This is a genomic window from Psychrobacter sp. FDAARGOS_221, assembly GCF_002313155.2.
Lineage (GTDB): Bacteria > Pseudomonadota > Gammaproteobacteria > Pseudomonadales > Moraxellaceae > Psychrobacter.
Genome location: NZ_NWFK02000001.1, coordinates 882,071 through 899,627, shown reverse-complemented (window position 1 = coordinate 899,627; position 17,557 = coordinate 882,071). Strand labels below are relative to the sequence as shown.

At 43.8% G+C, this 17,557-nt stretch carries 15 protein-coding genes and 2 riboswitches; of the genes, 9 read left to right on the top strand and 6 right to left on the bottom strand.

The features are described from left to right. Positions 1-233 precede the first annotated feature (233 nt). Positions 234-1,199 carry an NAD(P)-dependent oxidoreductase gene (locus A6J60_RS03735; protein WP_227526053.1) on the bottom strand — a complete coding sequence of 322 codons (966 nt, stop codon included), beginning with the start codon at positions 1,197-1,199 and terminating at the stop codon, positions 234-236. Positions 1,200-1,449: 250 nt separating this feature from the next. Between A6J60_RS03735 and A6J60_RS03730 the strand changes: the two genes are divergently transcribed. The 4 genes from A6J60_RS03730 to A6J60_RS03715 all read left to right on the top strand — a co-directional run bounded on the left by A6J60_RS03730 (position 1,450) and on the right by A6J60_RS03715 (position 5,444). Next, positions 1,450-2,739, top strand: coding sequence for an O-succinylhomoserine sulfhydrylase (locus A6J60_RS03730; protein WP_096064792.1), 1,290 nt, complete (start codon positions 1,450-1,452; stop codon positions 2,737-2,739). A 140-nt stretch (positions 2,740-2,879) separates the two neighbouring features. Next, a complete protein-coding gene (locus A6J60_RS03725) occupies positions 2,880-3,212 on the top strand; it encodes a YbaB/EbfC family nucleoid-associated protein (protein WP_019673357.1) in 333 nt (110 codons plus the stop codon). 218 nt (positions 3,213-3,430) lie between these two features. After that, positions 3,431-4,018, top strand: coding sequence for a recombination mediator RecR (gene recR / locus A6J60_RS03720; RefSeq protein WP_096064791.1), 588 nt, complete (start codon positions 3,431-3,433; stop codon positions 4,016-4,018). A 115-nt stretch (positions 4,019-4,133) separates the two neighbouring features. After that, entirely contained in the window at positions 4,134-5,444 is a 1,311-nt protein-coding gene (locus tag A6J60_RS03715; RefSeq protein ID WP_096064790.1) for a ribonuclease D, read from the top strand. A gap of 9 nt (positions 5,445-5,453) precedes the next feature. Here the strand turns inward: A6J60_RS03715 and A6J60_RS03710 are convergent, their stop codons facing one another. The 5 genes from A6J60_RS03710 to gcvT all read right to left on the bottom strand — a co-directional run bounded on the left by A6J60_RS03710 (position 5,454) and on the right by gcvT (position 11,962). Further along, positions 5,454-6,176 carry an esterase/lipase family protein gene (locus A6J60_RS03710; protein WP_096064789.1) on the bottom strand — a complete coding sequence of 241 codons (723 nt, stop codon included), beginning with the start codon at positions 6,174-6,176 and terminating at the stop codon, positions 5,454-5,456. A gap of 116 nt (positions 6,177-6,292) precedes the next feature. After that, positions 6,293-9,175 (bottom strand): aminomethyl-transferring glycine dehydrogenase, encoded by a 2,883-nt coding sequence (gene gcvP, locus A6J60_RS03705; protein WP_096064788.1) that lies wholly within the window; start codon positions 9,173-9,175, stop codon positions 6,293-6,295. A gap of 113 nt (positions 9,176-9,288) precedes the next feature. Continuing rightward, positions 9,289-10,080: a nitroreductase family protein gene (locus A6J60_RS03700; RefSeq protein WP_227526052.1), complete on the bottom strand. Its 792-nt coding sequence runs from the start codon at positions 10,078-10,080 to the stop codon at positions 9,289-9,291. 208 nt (positions 10,081-10,288) lie between these two features. Next, on the bottom strand, positions 10,289-10,669 hold the full coding sequence (gcvH, locus tag A6J60_RS03695) for a glycine cleavage system protein GcvH (RefSeq protein WP_096064787.1): 381 nt from the start codon (positions 10,667-10,669) through the stop codon (positions 10,289-10,291). Between the two features lie 147 nt (positions 10,670-10,816). Beyond that, positions 10,817-11,962 (bottom strand): glycine cleavage system aminomethyltransferase GcvT, encoded by a 1,146-nt coding sequence (gene gcvT / locus A6J60_RS03690; RefSeq protein WP_096064786.1) that lies wholly within the window; start codon positions 11,960-11,962, stop codon positions 10,817-10,819. Positions 11,963-12,324: 362 nt separating this feature from the next. Further along, positions 12,325-12,515: riboswitch (glycine riboswitch) on the bottom strand. Between the two features lie 65 nt (positions 12,516-12,580). Continuing rightward, positions 12,581-12,712: riboswitch (glycine riboswitch) on the bottom strand. A gap of 162 nt (positions 12,713-12,874) precedes the next feature. On the opposite strand from gcvT, the gene A6J60_RS03685 reads away from it, so the two are divergent. The 5 genes from A6J60_RS03685 to A6J60_RS03665 all read left to right on the top strand — a co-directional run bounded on the left by A6J60_RS03685 (position 12,875) and on the right by A6J60_RS03665 (position 17,552). Then, the gene (locus tag A6J60_RS03685) at positions 12,875-13,195 is read left to right on the top strand and encodes a YcgL domain-containing protein (protein WP_096064785.1); all 321 of its coding nucleotides are present in this window, start codon (positions 12,875-12,877) and stop codon (positions 13,193-13,195) included. A 313-nt stretch (positions 13,196-13,508) separates the two neighbouring features. Next, positions 13,509-14,288: a hypothetical protein gene (locus tag A6J60_RS03680; RefSeq protein WP_227526051.1), complete on the top strand. Its 780-nt coding sequence runs from the start codon at positions 13,509-13,511 to the stop codon at positions 14,286-14,288. A 487-nt stretch (positions 14,289-14,775) separates the two neighbouring features. After that, the gene (locus A6J60_RS03675) at positions 14,776-15,657 is read left to right on the top strand and encodes an AAA family ATPase (RefSeq protein ID WP_096064784.1); all 882 of its coding nucleotides are present in this window, start codon (positions 14,776-14,778) and stop codon (positions 15,655-15,657) included. A 42-nt stretch (positions 15,658-15,699) separates the two neighbouring features. Next, the gene (locus tag A6J60_RS03670; RefSeq protein ID WP_096064783.1) at positions 15,700-16,944 is read left to right on the top strand and encodes a vWA domain-containing protein; all 1,245 of its coding nucleotides are present in this window, start codon (positions 15,700-15,702) and stop codon (positions 16,942-16,944) included. A 131-nt stretch (positions 16,945-17,075) separates the two neighbouring features. Further along, the gene (locus A6J60_RS03665; RefSeq protein WP_096064782.1) at positions 17,076-17,552 is read left to right on the top strand and encodes a septum formation family protein; all 477 of its coding nucleotides are present in this window, start codon (positions 17,076-17,078) and stop codon (positions 17,550-17,552) included. The last annotated feature ends 5 nt before the right edge of the window (positions 17,553-17,557 follow it).

The following is a 17,557-nucleotide window of genomic DNA, read 5'->3' as shown; positions in this document are numbered from 1 at the left end:
AATAGGGTTTGCTCAGCGATTATTACAGTTACAGTTTAGTTAATATTTAATGTCGTAAAATAGGTATTTTACACTGAACCAGGGCAGTTGGTCATGCCAAACTCAAGGCAACGCTAACTACCGACAAGCGCTTAATGCAATAAAAGATTTAAACTATTGAAATAAAAGATGTTTATAACAGGATTAAGGGTTACTTAATCCTATTACGCTACTTAATTCTCTTACATAGTGAATCAGTCATCTTCAATTGTGATGCCAGTGAACATTTCATAAAACTTAGCAAACTCTGAAAAGTCGACTGTGCCAGGTGCCTGCTGATTGCTGGCAGCACGGATTAAGCTGGCCACTTGTGCCATCACTGGGGTCGGTACTTTTTTCTCGGTCTGTAAGTCAATGGCAATGCCGCAATCTTTGGCCATTAAATCTAAGGTAAAGGTTTTTGGGAATTCACGGTTGACAATGCGGTCAGGGAAAGTGGCTAACGTCGCAAAGCTTTGACCGCTGGCCTTATTGATACAGCTTAGTGCGGCACTTGGATTGACGCCATGCGCTTTTAGCACACTCAAGCCTTCAGCGGCTGCCCAAGCATTGATTGCAAATAAGGTATTGTTGACTGCTTTCACCGCAAACCCAGCACCTGATGGACCCACGTGTACAATCAAACCGGCGAAGCAGTCAATGGCTGGTTTGGCATATTCAAGCGCCGCTGCTTCTGCACCGACCATAACCGTTAATGTACCGGCGTCTGCACCAGCCGTTTGTCCTGACACTGGCGCATCTATAAATTGACAGCCAATGGCTGCTAATTTGGCTTGGCTCTGTTTGGCTTGCTCAGGCACACCACTGGTACAATCGACCCAGACGCTATTGGCGCGCATATGTGGTAATGCTTGCTCAATAATACTGTCTACCACATCACTGGTGGGCAGGCATGAAAAGATAACATCGGCGCTGACCGCTTGCTCAAGGCTAACTGCTTGTGTGCCAAATTGCTTAGCATGTGCTTCAGCGGTCTCGAAGCTACGGTTCCAGACCATCACGCGATCAAATTGACCCACTAAGTGCTTGGCCATGTGATGACCCATGGCGCCAAGACCCAAAAAGCTAACCGATTCAATCGCTGCTTTTGGTTGAAACAGTGGGGTGTCAGGGTTTGTCGAAGGGTTTGCTGAGTTTGTATTGGTTGTTGTGATATCCATGGATGATTCCTTATCTAATAGTTATGATGGGTCTAATAAACACCTTTGAATTGTTATTGACTTGTCCTATATTTAAAAACAGAATAGCGTTAACCTAGATTAGAACAGCATAAAGTCACGCAAAATAATTAAACTATCGTTAAAATAGCGTATAAATAATTAACCATATAAGCCACTTATATAAACTGTAACGTATTTGCCATAATAATACCGTTTTTTATTCACTTAAACACAATTAGCTGATAATACTATGATAGACACCAATCAAAGCAACAAGCCGACTCAAGATAATCAGCCTGCAGGTCTAGACAATAACTGGTGTAGCGACGCATTGGATTTAGCCCAAGATTATGGGATGCAGACCATTGCGGTGCGTGCCGGCCAACATCGTAGTGATGAAGGGGAGCACAACGACCCCATCTATACTACCAGCTCTTATGTGTATGCTTCAGCTGCAGATGCTGCTGCACACTTTAACGGCACTAAGACCGGTAATGTCTATTCACGTCATACCAATCCGACAGTGCGTACCTTTGAGCGCCGCTTAGCTGCATTAGAAGGCGGTGAGCGAGCAGTTGCGACCGCTTCTGGTATGGGCGCTATTTTGACCATGTGTCTGGCTTATCTGAAACAAGGCGATCACATTGTCGCAGCTAAACAGCTATTTGGCTCCTCTGTTGGCCTGTTTAATAACTTTATGGGCAAGTTTGGTGTCAGCGTTACTTATGTTGATTGTTTTGACAATGATGCCTGGGCACAAGCGATACAGCCGAATACCAAACTGCTATTTTGTGAAACTCCAAGTAATCCTTTGGGTCAAATTGCAGATTTACGTGCTATTAGCGACATTGCGCATCAGCACGGTGCGTTATTTGTAGTAGATAACTGCTTTGCGACTCCAGCCATTCAGCGTCCGCTACAATTTGGTGCCGATGTGGTGATTCACTCAGCGACCAAATATATTGATGGGCAAGGGCGAGTACTTGGTGGTGCGCTAGTTGGTAGCGATGAGCTGATGCAACAGGCCTTTGTGGTGGTGCGCTCAGGCGGTATTAGTATGAGTCCATTTAATGCGTGGGTATTTATCAAAGGCTTAGAAACCTTAAACTTACGTATGCAAGCGCACTGTGATAATGCCAACAAAGTTGCAGCCTACTTAGAAGCACACCCTAATGTGAGCAAAGTGCATTTCTCCGGCCTAACCAGTCATCCGATGCATAACCTAGCTAAGCAGCAGCACCATCGTGAGAACTGTTTTGGCGCGATTATGGGCTTTGAAGTAAAAGCAGTTGGTGAGCACACGCAGCAGTCTGCCGCTTGGCACGTCATCGACAGCACTCAAATGGTGTCTATTACCAATAACTTGGGTGATGCCAAAACCACAGTTACCCATCCGGCGACCACCACACACTTTAGAATCTCACAGCAATCCCGTGATGAAGCGGGTGTTACCGATGCCTTGATTCGCCTGTCCGTTGGCCTAGAAGATGCAGAAGATATTATCGCCGACTTGGCGCGTGGGTTAGACAGCCTGAGTTAATCAGTTGCTGAAGTTAAGCGGTTGCTGATTAGCAACATAACTGCGCTATTTACTTTAGACAGCACGCACAGTTATCAGTATAATAACCCCATTGACGGCGACAGCCAAAACCCAATCTGTGATGACTTATAGAGGTAATTATGAATATTCAGGCTCTAATGCAACAGGCGCAAGCCATGCAAAAGCAAGTGGAAGCCAATGTTGAAAAGGCAAAAAAAGAACTTGCGGACAAAGAAGTACAAGCTGAAGCCGGTAATGGTCTGGTTAAAGTAACCATGACAGGCCGTCATGTGGTGAAGCGTTTATCAATTGACCCAAGCTTACTTGAAGATGAGCCTGATTTAATTGAAGACTTAATTGCAGCAGCAATCAACGCCGCAGTGACTAAAGCTGATGAATTATCAGACAAAACCTTAGCAGATGCGACAAGCGGCATGGGCTTACCACCAGGCATGCAAGGTCTATTCGGCTAATAAGCGCATTCACACAGTCAGCTAATGGCCTATTAAATTAGCTAATGGCTTATTAAATGAATCGCAACACCTAGGGTGGTAATGTATTTAGTTACCTCCCTTTTTTATTTTTAGCGGTTTTAATTTTTACTGATTTAGAATAAACCGACTAATAAACTCTCAGTAAAAACACGCACATAAATAGACGACAAACATAAATAGAAGACAAAGGTGATTGATTGTTAACCGAAAAATTTGATAATTTGGTTAAGCAGCTGCGGGTATTGCCAGGCGTTGGTCAAAAGACTGCGCAGAGAATGGCACTGCATTTGTTAAATGGTAAACGCCCTCAGGGCATGGCGCTGGCACAAGCGTTAGATGTTGCTATGCATGACATTATTGAGTGTCGTCAGTGTCACTCGTTTAGTGACGATGAGGTTTGTCCGATTTGTTTGGATCCGCGTCGTGATGATTTGCTGCTGTGTGTGGTTGAGACCGCTTCTGATGTGATGGCCATTGAACAAACTGCCGGCTATCGTGGTCGTTATTTTGTGCTTGGCGGGCATCTATCGCCGCTTGATGGCATCAATGCTGATGACTTAAATATCGATCAATTGGTCAATCGAGTGAAAGCCGCCCCGGTTGAAGAAATCATTTTGGCGACCAGCACCACGGTAGAAGGGCAGACCACGGCACATTTTATTGCCGAGGCCGTGCGCCGGCATGTGGGTAAAGTCACTCGCATTGCTCAAGGTATTCCTATGGGCGGCGAGCTTGAGTATCTAGACAGTATGACTTTATCGCAGGCGTTACAAAACCGCTCTTAGTGGTTTAATATTCAGCAGAGTAGTTTAATACTGACTAGCGCAAGCGTATCAAAATAAACTTATTTTTAATAACCTTTGTTTTACTTATTTTATAACATCAAGAAAGAAGGCCCTAATGACTCAGTCCGTGCATGATAAGCAGCCGAGTAAGCCAAAATTAGCATCGATTTATGATGACAGTAAGCTGATAGATATTGAGCGTATTCAACAAGATTTGCAGGCATCGACCGATTTGCCAGTGTACTGGGTATCGGACTTTGATGCGCTAGAAGCCTGTCTTGATGATTTAGAGACCCAAGATCGTATTGCGCTTGATACTGAGTTTATTAAACGTAACACCTATTTCCCGATTCTGGCACTGGTACAAATTAATACTGGTGAAAGTATCTATTTAATCGACGCACCAAAGCTTGATTTGACTGAGTTTTGGGTAGTACTTGAAGAGATGCCGCAAATGATTTGGCATGCTTGCGGCGAAGATCTCGGTATCTTTTACTTACTGTCTAACAGCCCTGAGCTCACCAATGTATTTGATACGCAGATTGCGCTGGCATACTTAACCGGTCAGCTGCAAATGGGTTATCAGCAGGCAGTAAGCCAAGAGCTGGATGTGCAGTTAGAAAAAGGCGAGAGTCAATCAGATTGGTTGGCCAGACCGCTAAGCCAAGAACAAGAAAGCTATGCCATTGATGATGTGCGCTATTTGCTTAATCTGTACGATATCTTGGAGCAGCAATTACAAAAAAATGGTCTCTATGATCAAGTGGTCGAAGATTGTCAGCTCTATGCCAAAGAGCTGTATGAGTCGGCCAATATTGAAAATGATGCCACTTATTTAGCTATGGCAGACTTTCGCTATACCGGCGAGCAGCTTGCGGTATTGCAAGCGGTATCGAGCTGGCGTGAAGCACTGGCACGAGCCACCAATCAGCCAAAAACCTTCATTCTAAAAAAACAAGCGGTGCGGGATGTGGTGCTTGAGATGCCGACCAGCATTAAGCAGTTGACCCAAAAAACAACCATGCATCGCAGCATGGTGCGCTTGTATGGCGATGAGTTATTAAGCGTCATTAGTCATGCCAGAACCTTAACCCCAGAAGAGCAGCCGGCTCGTATATTACCGCCTTATCGCTCTAAAGATAAGACCCTCTCCAAAGCAGTCGATGCCGCGGTAAAAACCTATGCCGACGATATTGGTGTACCCGCCAATGTGCTTATGCGCAAAAAATGGCTGTCGCAGCTGTATGAAATTGTGGCCTATGAATTACCGTTAACTCAGCTGCCAGAGGGCTTGAAAGGTTGGCGTAATGAGTGGGTAATGGATACTTTGATTCCTTTGATTAATACTCATAAAGAAGCGTTAAAAGCGGGCATGAATATGCCTGACGATGATGATAATCAGTCGGATAAAGAATCTGATAGTTGAGTTTGATGGTTAGCGCTTAAAGTGGCCATGTAATAAGAAATAGGAAGTTTGGTCAGCCACAGTTTTGTTGACCAACATGCCGGTATGCGATACCGGTAGCACCAAATGATCGCGCGCATTGACCAAGCGTGTTTCACTAACGAACACCGTGCCATCATGCGCGCTTTGTTCTGCACTCAATTTAGCCTTGCGCTTGTAATGGTTCAAAAATAGTTGACCCAATCCATGAGGCTTATTGCCAGCAATCACCCCCAAGCTAATCCTATCCGGTAATGGCGCTATATCCCCATCGAGCGCGCCTTGATAGGCGGCGCCTACCGCAACCGGCAGTAATCTACTGACATACTCTGCGCTAATACTGCCGTTATGCGGCGTACCTAAGGTAACGCAGCGTCCGATTGACCAATGCGGATAACGTTCAATGAAATCGCGTATCACTAATCCTCCTAAGCTGTGTCCTACCAAATACAACATATCGCTAGGATTGTAATTGGCCTCGAGCCATAGGTTAAGACTGCGGCTGTGCTCTTCAATGGGTGCACTTAAACTGTGATAATCATGCAGATGGGTGTCAAATCCTTGTGCTTTAAGACGCTTGCCAAGCACCGACATAATAAAACCGCGTTGATGCAGTCCATGTATCAGCACTACCAAAGGCAGATTGACCCGCGCAGTGGCTGGCGAGTCTGCTACGCTAAGATAGGAGGGCTTTAGAGCAGCTGGCTGTGACATAAGCGTATCTTAATGATTGGATAGATAAGCTTTACGTTAAACAAAAAAAACCTGCAAATCAAGCGATTTGCAGGTTTTTATGTAAGCTATTAAAACTAAATACTACCGTTGTGATATTACATGTAGTTTTCGATGCTAGGGCAGCTACACATTAGGTTCTTATCGCCATACACATCATCAATGCGGCCCACTGATGGCCAGAATTTGTGCTCACGGATATAGTCTAATGGGAAGGCTGCTGTATCACGGCTGTATGGGTGCGCCCAGTCTTCTGCTGAGATAACAAAAGCAGTGTGTGGGGCATTAACCAATGGATTGTCTTCCAATGTCCAGCCATCCGTACCATCTTTAACTTTCATTGCTTCTTGCTTGATGGTCTTCAATGCAGAGATAAAGCGGTCAAGCTCATGCTTGGCTTCTGACTCTGTTGGCTCAATCATCAAGGTACCAGCAACTGGGAAACTCATGGTTGGTGCGTGGAAACCATAGTCCATTAAGCGCTTAGCAATGTCTGCTTCAGAGATGCCAGTCTCTTCTTTAAGTGGGCGGATGTCGATGATACATTCGTGTGCCACACGGCCATTTTTACCAGTGTAAAGAACAGGGTAGTCGTCTTTTAACTGGCTGGCAACGTAGTTGGCATTTAGTAGTGCAGACTTAGTGGCTTCTAACAGACCATCACGTCCCATCATGGTGATGTACATCCATGAGATAGGTAAGATGCTGGCTGAGCCATATGGCGCTGCAGATACCGCAGAAGTCTCTTGTGGCGCGTTAAATACTGGCGTCACGCTGTGGTTAGCTTTGAACGGTGCTAAGTGTGACTTCATGCCGATAGGACCCATGCCTGGACCGCCGCCACCATGAGGGATACAGAAGGTTTTGTGCAAGTTCATGTGCAATACGTCAGCACCCACGTCAGCTGGCTGCATTACGCCCACTTGAGCGTTCATGTTTGCGCCGTCCATATACACCTGACCGCCATGATTATGAATCAAGTCACAGATGTCACGAATACCTGGCTCGAACACACCATGGGTTGATGGGTAAGTGATCATCAGCGCACCTAAGTTGTCGCTATGCTCTTCACATTTGGCTTTTAGGTCATCTATGTCAACGTTACCGTTATCATCTGTCGCTACCACCACAACCTTCATGCCCATCATGTTGGCGGTTGCTGGGTTGGTACCGTGCGCTGATTTTGGAATTAAGCACACATCACGATCGGTTTCACCCAATGACTCATGATAGCGACGAATCGCTAATAGACCGGCATATTCACCAGAAGCACCAGAGTTTGGCTGCATAGAGATGTCATCAAAACCAGTGATGGCTTTTAGCTGCTCTTGCAAGCTTTCGATCATATCTAGATAGCCAGTGACTTGCTCTTTTGGCGCAAATGGATGCACATTGGCAAACTCATTCCAAGTAATCGGAAGCATTTCGCTGGTTGCGTTTAGCTTCATGGTACAGCTGCCTAACGAGATCATGCTGCGGTTCATCGCTAAGTCTTTGTCTTCTAGCTTCTTCAGATAGCGAAGCATCTCGTGCTCTGTGTGATGAGAGTTGAACACAGGATGAGTTAAGATGTCATCTTCACGTAGTAGTGACGCATCTAGAGATACTTTAGCATCAGCTTCTAACGATTGCGCTTTATTAGTAAACAGTTGCGTTAGAATTTCAAAGTCTGCTTGATCACTGGTTTCAGAGAAAGATACCGCTAACTTGCTGTCGCCTTCACGCCATAAGTTGTAACCAACATTGTCGGCATTTTCAAAGATTTGAGTGGCCAGTTTTTCAGAGCCGCAATCAATTAATACGGTGTCAAAGATTTGATCGTGAACCACTTTAAGGTCACCACCAGCAGCTTTGATTGCATCACTAAAGGCAGTTGCTAAAGCGTGGATACGAGTAGCAATACGTTTTAGGCCTTCAGGACCATGATAAACCGCATACATGCCAGCTAGGTTGGCTAACAGTACTTGCGAAGTACAGATGTTTGAGTTGGCTTTTTCACGGCGGATGTGCTGCTCACGTGTTTGTAGTGCCATACGTAGTGCAGTTTGACCTTGGGCGTCTTTAGACACACCAATAATACGGCCAGGTGCTGAACGTTTGGCTTTGTCAGTAAAGGCAAAGTAAGCGGCGTGTGGACCACCAAAGCCCATTGGGATACCAAAGCGCTGAGTGCTACCTAAAGCCACGTCTGCGCCCATTGCAGCTGGTGATTTTAATAACACCAAGCTCATGATGTCACTGGCTACTAATGCGTAGGTTTTCTTTTCTTTAACTGCAGCGATCACGTCAGTTAAGTCAACCACGTCACCTTCGCGGCCGACATACTGGAATAGGGCACCAAAGAAGTCGCCAGATTTAGCGGTTTCAAAGTCACCAACCACAACTTCCCAGCCAAAGTATTTGGCGCGGGTTTTGATGACGTCTAATGTTTGTGGATAAACACGCTCATCAACGAAGAACTGGTTCGACTTTGACTTGCTGACACGTTTGGCCATCGCCATACCTTCAGCAGCGGCTGTGGCTTCATCAAGAAGTGATGCGCCGGCCATTTCAAGACCAGTTAAGTCGATACATACTTGTTGGAAGTTTAATAAGGCTTCTAGGCGGCCTTGTGAGATTTCAGCTTGGTATGGGGTGTAAGCAGTGTACCAACCTGGATTTTCTAGCACGTTACGCTGAATAACCGCTGGCATACGTACTGGTGAGTAGCCTTGGCCGATATAGCTTTTGTTAACAGTGATGTTATCCGCCATTGAACGCAGCTTAGCCAGAGCATTGTGCTCACTCATAGCAGCAGGCAATTCAAGTTCACGGTTCATACGTACCGCTTCAGGTACGGTATCAGCGATAAAGCTGTCCATGTCATCATAGCCGATGGCTTTTAGCATCGCTTGTTGATTATCGGTGCTTGAACCTAAATGGCGTGAGACAAAGCGTGCCTCATCAAATAAGTTAGAAAAAGTGGTCTGTTGTGCAGTCATGTTGATCCTTAATAATTTAAGTCAAACGAGGAGCTGGGGTTTTACACTAAGAAGGGTGCAAACGGTTAATCAGGGTTAAAGAGAGTGAGCTATGCTCATAGTAAAGATTAAAATTAAACGTGTTTAACAAACTGGTCGTAATCAAATCTAAACTGTTCATTATAAATACCATTGTGTGCTCTTTCGCCAGCACCGATCATCATAGCAATGTGATGGTGACGGCCAAGGCCTAATAGTTTTTTCATACCAGGTTCATCAAACCCGCCCATCGGGCAGCTATCGAATCCATAGGCTCTTAAAGCCAGCATCAAGTTTTCAGCGGCTAAAAAAGTGTTACTAAGCGCCCATTTTACTTGATCAGCCTGAGTATAGTACGGTGTTACTACTGGACCTTTGAGTTTGCGATGAGCAGTCGCAAACCCCCATTTAACCAACGCTAAGGCGTTTACCGGATCCTGGGTATAAACGAGCGGTATTAGCTTTTCGTAATATCGCTTCACTTTGGGTGGTACAGGCTTTTCTGGGTATTCATCAATAATCTGTTTGCTGTGTTGACGCCAGTTATCTGTACGTGCCACGACGGCAATAAGTCTACTAGACGTTTTGGCAGCATTTTGACCCAAACAAAGTTTTACGGCTTGTTGTTTAACTTCTGCAGAGTCAATAACATAAAACTCCCATTGTTGTAGGTTACTCGCGTTAGGGGCAAGCATTGCCATACGCAAACAATCTTTTAAAACCTCATCAGGTATGGGTGTTTCTGTAAATCGTCTTACTGAGCGACGAGACTCTATAACCTGTTTAAAAGCATTAAGATTAGGCGCTTTTATACGTCCTGTTTCGCTATTTGTGTCATGAGCAGTCTGGCTATTTACCTGTGACGCATCATGTTGCGGGTTCGTCATTTTGGCATATCCTTTGCAAGTCAGGTCAAGTATCGTGACTTTAAAAACTTTGAATGGAAAAATTTTTATAAATTAAAGCAGTTAAATTAAATCAGTTAATTTAAAGCAGTTGCTTAAAAGTGGTTGGTTTAATAATTAAGTGCGTTGTCCCATGTTAATGAAACAACGCTTTATAAGACGATTATCAATCAGTAATCACTACCTGATATTACAGGTCAGCTTGATACTCTTCAGCAGACAATAATGCTTCATAGTCATCAACATTGTCTGGCTTGATACGATACATCCAGCCGTCACCGTATGGGTCAGTGTTGATTACTTCAGGCTCGTCTTCAAGCGCTTCGTTGATCGCCACAACTTCACCAGTGATAGGGGCATAAACGTCAGAGGCTGCTTTAACAGACTCAACAACCGCCACTTCATCATCAACAGCAACGGTATCGCCTACATCAGGCAGTTCAACATAGACGATATCGCCTAGTGCGTCTTGAGCGTGGTCGGTAATACCAACAGTGATGGTGCCGTCATCTTCTAGACGTAACCATTCGTGGCTTGCTACATACTTTAACTCGCTTGGTACATTACTCATGGGTTTCTCCAATTAAGGTAGAGGGTTGGGTGAAATCGAATCATAGCTTAATCACATTAAAAGTAATTAGAATAAAACTAACGACAATGCAATTAAGCTATTAAAGTAAACATATCACAAAAGGTTTTAAAAAAATAAATAATAATATTAATCGAATTGCTTTTCGCCATTACGAACGAACGGTAGCTTTAATACACGTAAGTCAACAAACTTACCTTTACCGCGCAAATCAACCTGTACGCTGTCTTCGTCGCTAACATTGGCTGGAATGCGAGCAATAGCGATAGACTGTTTTAGGCTAGGTGAGAAGGTACCACTGGTGATGGTGCCCGTTTGCTCATTGTCAGTGCCTTGATTGATGGTCACTGTCATGCCTTCACGCAACACGCCGCGGGTTTCTAATAATAGACCCACTTGCTTCATAGCGGTGCCGTCTTCTTTTGACTGCTGACGCTTAGCAACTAAAGCCTCACGACCGACAAAGTCACGATCATCTTTTAATGCTAAGGTCCAACCCATGTTGCACTCATAAGGGCTGGTTGACTCGTCCATATCATGGCCGTATAAGTTCATACCGGCTTCCATACGCAAGGTATCACGAGCGCCAAGACCAGCAGGCTTAACGCCATTGTCTAGTAATAGGCTATAAAACGCTTGTGCTTGCTCGCCTGGTAAAATTACTTCCACACCATCTTCACCAGTGTAGCCAGTACGTGCCACAAACCAGTTGTCGCTTTCAATTTCAGCTAAGTCAGCACCAACGAAAGGCTTAATTTCATCAAGGATGTCTGACCAGTTTGGCTTGGCTTGTTTTAGCTTAGCAACCGCTTTAGGGCCTTGAACCGCTAGCATGGCAAGCTCAGGACGTTCAGTTAGCTCAACATCGAAGTCTGCTGCGACTTTGTTGAATTGGGCCAAGTCTTTGTCACGGGTTGCGGCGTTTGAAACGATACGATATTCGGTTTCTGCTTCGTTCATTAAGTAAACGATTAGGTCATCAATGATGCCGCCTTCTTCGTTAAGCATGCCTGAGTATAAGGCTTTACCAACGGTTTTTAATTTAGCCACATCGTTAGCCAGTAGCTTTTGTAACCAGGCTTTGGCTTGTGGGCCAGCGACATCAGTAATCACCATGTGTGATACATCGAACATACCGGCATCGGTACGAACCGCTTCATGCTCGTCAATTTGTGACCCATAATGAATCGGTAGTTCCCAACCTGAGAAATCTACCAGCTTGCCGCCAGCATCTAAGTGAGATTGATAAAAAGGCGTACGTTGTAAAGTGCTCATGACAAATCCTTGTGTGGTATAGATAAGGCTATGATTTTTTGCGCAGCATAACCATAGCGTGGGTATAACGATTTTAATAATTGTGTGATTGATTAAGTATTAATCTGCTGCTTAAAATAAGCTGCTTTGAACATGCTTAATATGCTCGGACTGCCTAGTCCTATTAATTCTAGTCTTATGAATTAAGGCGGCAGTAACTGGTTAATAAAGTGACAGTAACTGGCTGCGCTAATAAGAAACCAAAACTGACAGACAACAAAAAAGGGCAAATAAGCAACAAGCGTCATCCATCAGTTAAAACCAAAGCTGTAATACAGTCTATGATTTCATCATTACTGACATAAGATGTCTTGTCTAACTTATTTGCCCCATCTGTCCTGTGACCTGAGATTTTCGTCATCTTAGTTGTAATTTAGCTGCTGCTATTGTCTTTATTGAATCAATAGCATGTAGCTGTTTAGCAAATTAAAACTAACATGTCTTTTCCCCTTCGGTGGATACCAGCCTGTGCCTAAGCATTTGCTAAAATGTATCTCTCTCCAGATTTGTCATTGCTGCTTTAAAGTGTTTGGCTTTCAAGCTCTTGCTGCAACACCGCTTAAGGTGCTGACAAGATTAATGAGTTATTCAGTCCGGTTACCTGAGCGATTGGCAGGGTGATTACGCCTTCGGTGGCAGTGATACCTATAGTCATATGATACGAGTCATACAATACGGTATTCGCTTACTGCGCTCTCCTGAAAAACAGTGCTATTATGAAAGGTGTGGCACTATTTTACAAGTAACAAATTCTTCTGCGCTAATAAGTGTGGATTAAAGTGGCGATAATTGGGTTTAAGCATACGCTAAGATTGGTTCAATCATGTTACAATAGCCGCTTATAAAAAATGAATTAACAAGGTTGGATTTAGTATGCATTGTGATATTTATAAGTTTCCAAAACACAGTGAAATGTATGTTTATATCGCGCGTCCAGATTATCCTAATGATACCGATGAGCTAAAAGATTGGCTTGGTGTGTTACCAAAAGAGCTGCGCCAAAGCTTGGGCGAATCTAAGTTTTTAATGCATTTAGACTTAGCAGAAACCAAAAAGCTGGCACGAGTAGATAAGCAAGAGGTGATCGCTAAATTAGAGTCACAAGGCTATTTTGTCCAATCACCGCCATCTGATGTGCTATTGGCTCAAGCTCAGTCACGTATGAAAGAATCACAAGACAATCGCTACGACTAGCTTTTCCCTCATAAAGAAGTGCTATAGAAGATGAGTGATAGCTTTAAGTTAACGTTGTTTTGGTGAGTAATAGACAGATAGCTTTTTCTTTTTCATCAAAAAACATTTAAAATAGGCTAAAATTAAAACGAGCTAACAGCAGCGTTTAGTGGTTTCTGATAGCTTAATCAGCGTACTATTTTGTATGATGAGAGGGCAGAGCAGGGCATAGATGCCGCCATGATAGGTTTATTATTCATCAAGTCATGGTAGAATACTGCCTAACAAATCGAAGATTTAAATTTAAATTAATTAATTGTAGACTGAGCATTGCATGGACTGGTTACGCAATATAGTTTCTAATTTACCACTTGATGATATCAGTGAAGCAGCAAGCCGATTGACCATTTGGTGGAGTAATTTTGTGGCAGATGTGCCACCTGATATGCTGCCCATGTATGCTTATATCGGGTTCTCAATTGTGGTGCTATTACTTTGGTTGTTTGTGGTCAAAGTATTACCAAGCCCTATTGGTGGCATGAGCTGGTTGGCCGTTTTTTCAGTATTGATGGCACCTGGTTCAGCAGCAGGTGACTCTGGTGATATTGCACCGGCAAGCATTGGTGTGATATATGGCATCTTGATGAAAGAGCCAGGCATGGCTATGCGCAGTTTATTGCCTATTTTAGTGGTGTTTTCTGTGGGACTGGTGCTTGGATTTATTTGGCAAATGATTAGAAGTGTCATTGAGTCAAATTCTGACCGTATGCGTGAGCAAGAGCGCCTAGAAGAACAGCGCCAATTAGAGCTGGCTTCTGCCAATTATGCACAAATAGTACAAGAAGTTGATGGCGAAAAGGTAGAAACCAATACCAAGTCAAAGGGCTTGTTCAAAAGCTTAAAATCGGAAGCAACTAAGCTTAGCAATAAGGCAAGAAAACAGCCTGCTAAACCAGCAGAGAAACAAGATGAAATGTTAGCCAAACCAGCTGATAGAACAGTAGACAGCAAGCCCGTTAAGCAGCCTGAGCCTACAGTTAAAACTGCAGAGAAGCCTATAGAAAAAACAGTGACTAAACCAACTAAAGGCCCAAACGATAAGCCAAAATCATAGCGCTCACCTGTCACTATTAATTAAGTCTACTATCAATCAAGTGTTACTACTTTTAGTGTGGTAACACTTGAATCCACCTCTTTAATAACCCATTTTTTTATACCGGCTTCTTTTTATACCCCTCTCTTTTATATCTCTTTCTTTTATAACACTCTGTTTTAAATTAGTTATATCACTAACTGGCATAAGACGATTGCGATAAGAAAGCATTTTGTTTTGCTGATTATGGCAGCTCTTTCGCTAGCAATATTCTTATTAACAATGCCCTGCACTTGCAAAACCTCAGTATTTGCCTAGACTAGGTGATTAGTTTAGATAATATCACCTCACTGATATCCATCAATCTAGAATCACTCAAGCATGACTCAGTTGCTATAAATACAAACGCTATAAATAACAGTATTAAATTTCTGTTTGTTGTTTTATTTGTTATATTTAACCTTATTTTTACTTAGATAACTCACCATTAGCCAGCGAGAACTTTGTTATGAGCCAAGACATTGATAATAATCAACAACACGCCCAAAATACCCAATTTTCAGGTACCCAAAGCTATATTGCTACCGATGACTTACAGCTTGCGGTCAATGCCGCCATCACCTTGCAAAAGCCTTTACTGATTAAAGGTGAGCCAGGAACAGGTAAGACCTTATTGGCGGAAGAAGTGGCACAAAGTTTAGGTATGCCACTGATTACTTGGCACATTAAGTCGACGACCAAAGCGGAGCAAGGTCTGTATGAGTACGACGCTGTTTCGCGTCTACGTGATTCACAACTGGGCGATGACAAAGTGTATGACATCAACAACTACATTAAGCCTGGTAAATTGTGGGAAGCCTTTACCTCAGAACAGCGCAGCGTGTTGCTGATTGACGAAATTGATAAAGCCGATATTGAGTTTCCAAACGACTTGCTGCATGAGTTGGACAAAATGTCGTTTTATGTTTATGAGACGGGTGAAACCATCACTGCTGACAAGCGTCCGGTAGTGATTATCACCTCAAATAACGAAAAAGAGCTGCCCGATGCATTCTTACGTCGCTGCTTTTTCCATTACATTGACTTCCCAGATGAAGAAACCATGCGCCAAATCGTTGAGGTGCATTTCCCAGACATTCAACAAAAACTGGTCAATGATGCGCTCAATGTGTTCTATAAGCTTCGTAGTTTACAAGGGCTTAAAAAGCCGCCTTCAACATCAGAGTTGGTTGATTGGTTAACGCTACTATTAGCAGATGACATGGCACAAGAAGAGCTTGAAGAAAACCTACGTGGTGAAAAGTCAATTCCGCCGTTATATGGTGCACTGCTTAAAAACGAAGCCGATATTAGCTTATTACAGCGCTTTGCTAACTTGATGAATCGCTAGTCGCTGGCACATCGTTTCTAATTTAGAACCAAGAGGGCGGCTATGTTTGTCAAATTGTTTTATACCTTGCGTGCTTATGGGGTGCCAGTTAGCACCCGTGAGCTACTCGATTTAAATGCAGCGCTGGATAAGGGCTTGATGCGTCAGCCACATCCAGAGCTGTCTGCGGATGATCCCGACAACAAGGACTTATGGACCTTTGCCAGTCGTGACGATATGTACCGGCTGATTAAGCTGTGTATGGTCAAAGATGAGCGTCACTTTGATAAGTTTGATCGGGCCATGGCGGACTATTTTGAAGGTGTCGATAGCTTAGATATCGATGAGCTGATGTCGAAGCTGACTCACATTCCCAAAGAGTGGCTCGACTTAAAGCTTGATCCAAAAAACTTAACCGAAGAGCAGCGTCGTTTGCTCAAAAAATACGGCTCACTTGAGGAGCTGATGAAGGCACTCGAAGAGCGCTTAAAAGAACAAAAAGAGCGCCATCAAGGTGGCAGTAAATGGGTCGGTACCGGTGGCACTTCTCCATTTGGTGCTTATGGCGATCACCCAGAAGGGGTTCGTGTCGGCGGTGAATCGCGTAAACGCAGTGCGGTCAAAGTCTGGGAACAACGCAAATACCGTGACCTCGATGATGATAAGCTGCTGGGTACTCGCCAATTACAGATGGCGCTGCGCAATTTGCGTCAGTTTGCCCGTACCGGTAGTGCCGATGAGTTGGATATTGAGCAAACCATTAAGCGTACAGCGCAAAAAGGGGTGCTGGATATTCATATGCAGCCAGAGCGTCGTAATCGAGTTAAGGTGTTAATGTTGTTTGATGTGGGCGGCAGTATGGATGAGCATATTGAAGCACTTGAAAGCTTATTCTCAGCGGCCAAAAATGAATTTAAAACCTTAGAGTTTTTCTATTTTCACAACTGTTTGTATGACTTTGTGTGGAAGAACAATCAACGCCGTCATGCCGAGCGTACGCCTACTATGGAGCTGCTACAAAAATACGGCCGTGAATATCGAGTGATTTTTGTCGGGGATGCGTCGATGTCGCCTTATGAGCTGTTTTCAGTGGGCGGCAGTGTCGAGTACATGAATCCTGAGCCAGGCGCGGTATGGTTAAAGCGCATATTAGAACACTTTGATAAGGTGGCGTGGCTTAATCCGGTTGAGCAAGCACACTGGCAGTATGTGCATACCATTAATGAGATTGAAAAGATCATGCAGGGGCACATGTATCCGATGACCTTGCATGGTGTGGAAGATATGACCACTTATTTGGCCAGATAATAGGCTTAGATAAGTTATTAAATTATAAAGTATTATATAATTGGCTATAAAGTTGATTGTAATTACTGACTGGGCAAACCCGTTAAGTAAAGTCAGTTAAAAAGTTAAATTAAAACAGAAAAGGGCGTTTTATGAAGTATCGGTGGGTAGCTATGATGATGTTAGCGATATTAGGTGTTAGCTGCTCACAGCAAGACAGCCAAAGTATCGTTGTTGACAGCGAAGTCAATGACTTGCTTGTGGGCATGTGCTTTGATGACCCGAGTGAAGAGGACATCATCATCGATGAGGCGCGTAATACCGCCGCAGATAACTTTCCTATTGTCGATTGTCAGGCGCTGCATGACAATGAGATTTACTATATATTCAATCTGCCTGAGGCTAAAGAATATGTGGAGACTGAAACCTTATTGAACAGCATGCTTGATGTGTGCGAAGACAAGTTTAAAGGTTATGTCGGTAAGTCATATAAGAAGTCTTATTATGAAATGTCGGTGCTGACACCAACCGTTACCAGCTGGGAAGATGGCGATAGGGAAGTGGTTTGTTATGCATTTCATCCTAATGGCAAAAAGATTGATTTTCCGTTAAAAGATATCAATGAATAGTGGGT

Bases quoted from the DNA above. Each gene is read 5' to 3' on its own strand.
- A6J60_RS03735 (WP_227526053.1), bottom strand. From the start codon at position 1,199: ATGGATATCACAACAACCAATACAAACTCAGCAAACCCTTCGACAAAC.
- A6J60_RS03730 (WP_096064792.1), top strand. From the start codon at position 1,450: ATGATAGACACCAATCAAAGCAACAAGCCGACTCAAGATAATCAGCCT.
- A6J60_RS03725 (WP_019673357.1), top strand. From the start codon at position 2,880: ATGAATATTCAGGCTCTAATGCAACAGGCGCAAGCCATGCAAAAGCAA.
- A6J60_RS03715 (WP_096064790.1), top strand. From the start codon at position 4,134: ATGACTCAGTCCGTGCATGATAAGCAGCCGAGTAAGCCAAAATTAGCA.
- A6J60_RS03710 (WP_096064789.1), bottom strand. From the start codon at position 6,176: ATGTCACAGCCAGCTGCTCTAAAGCCCTCCTATCTTAGCGTAGCAGAC.
- gcvP (WP_096064788.1), bottom strand. From the start codon at position 9,175: ATGACTGCACAACAGACCACTTTTTCTAACTTATTTGATGAGGCACGC.
- A6J60_RS03700 (WP_227526052.1), bottom strand. From the start codon at position 10,080: ATGACGAACCCGCAACATGATGCGTCACAGGTAAATAGCCAGACTGCT.
- gcvH (WP_096064787.1), bottom strand. From the start codon at position 10,669: ATGAGTAATGTACCAAGCGAGTTAAAGTATGTAGCAAGCCACGAATGG.
- gcvT (WP_096064786.1), bottom strand. From the start codon at position 11,962: ATGAGCACTTTACAACGTACGCCTTTTTATCAATCTCACTTAGATGCT.
- A6J60_RS03685 (WP_096064785.1), top strand. From the start codon at position 12,875: ATGCATTGTGATATTTATAAGTTTCCAAAACACAGTGAAATGTATGTT.
- A6J60_RS03680 (WP_227526051.1), top strand. From the start codon at position 13,509: ATGGACTGGTTACGCAATATAGTTTCTAATTTACCACTTGATGATATC.
- A6J60_RS03675 (WP_096064784.1), top strand. From the start codon at position 14,776: ATGAGCCAAGACATTGATAATAATCAACAACACGCCCAAAATACCCAA.
- A6J60_RS03670 (WP_096064783.1), top strand. From the start codon at position 15,700: ATGTTTGTCAAATTGTTTTATACCTTGCGTGCTTATGGGGTGCCAGTT.
- A6J60_RS03665 (WP_096064782.1), top strand. From the start codon at position 17,076: ATGAAGTATCGGTGGGTAGCTATGATGATGTTAGCGATATTAGGTGTT.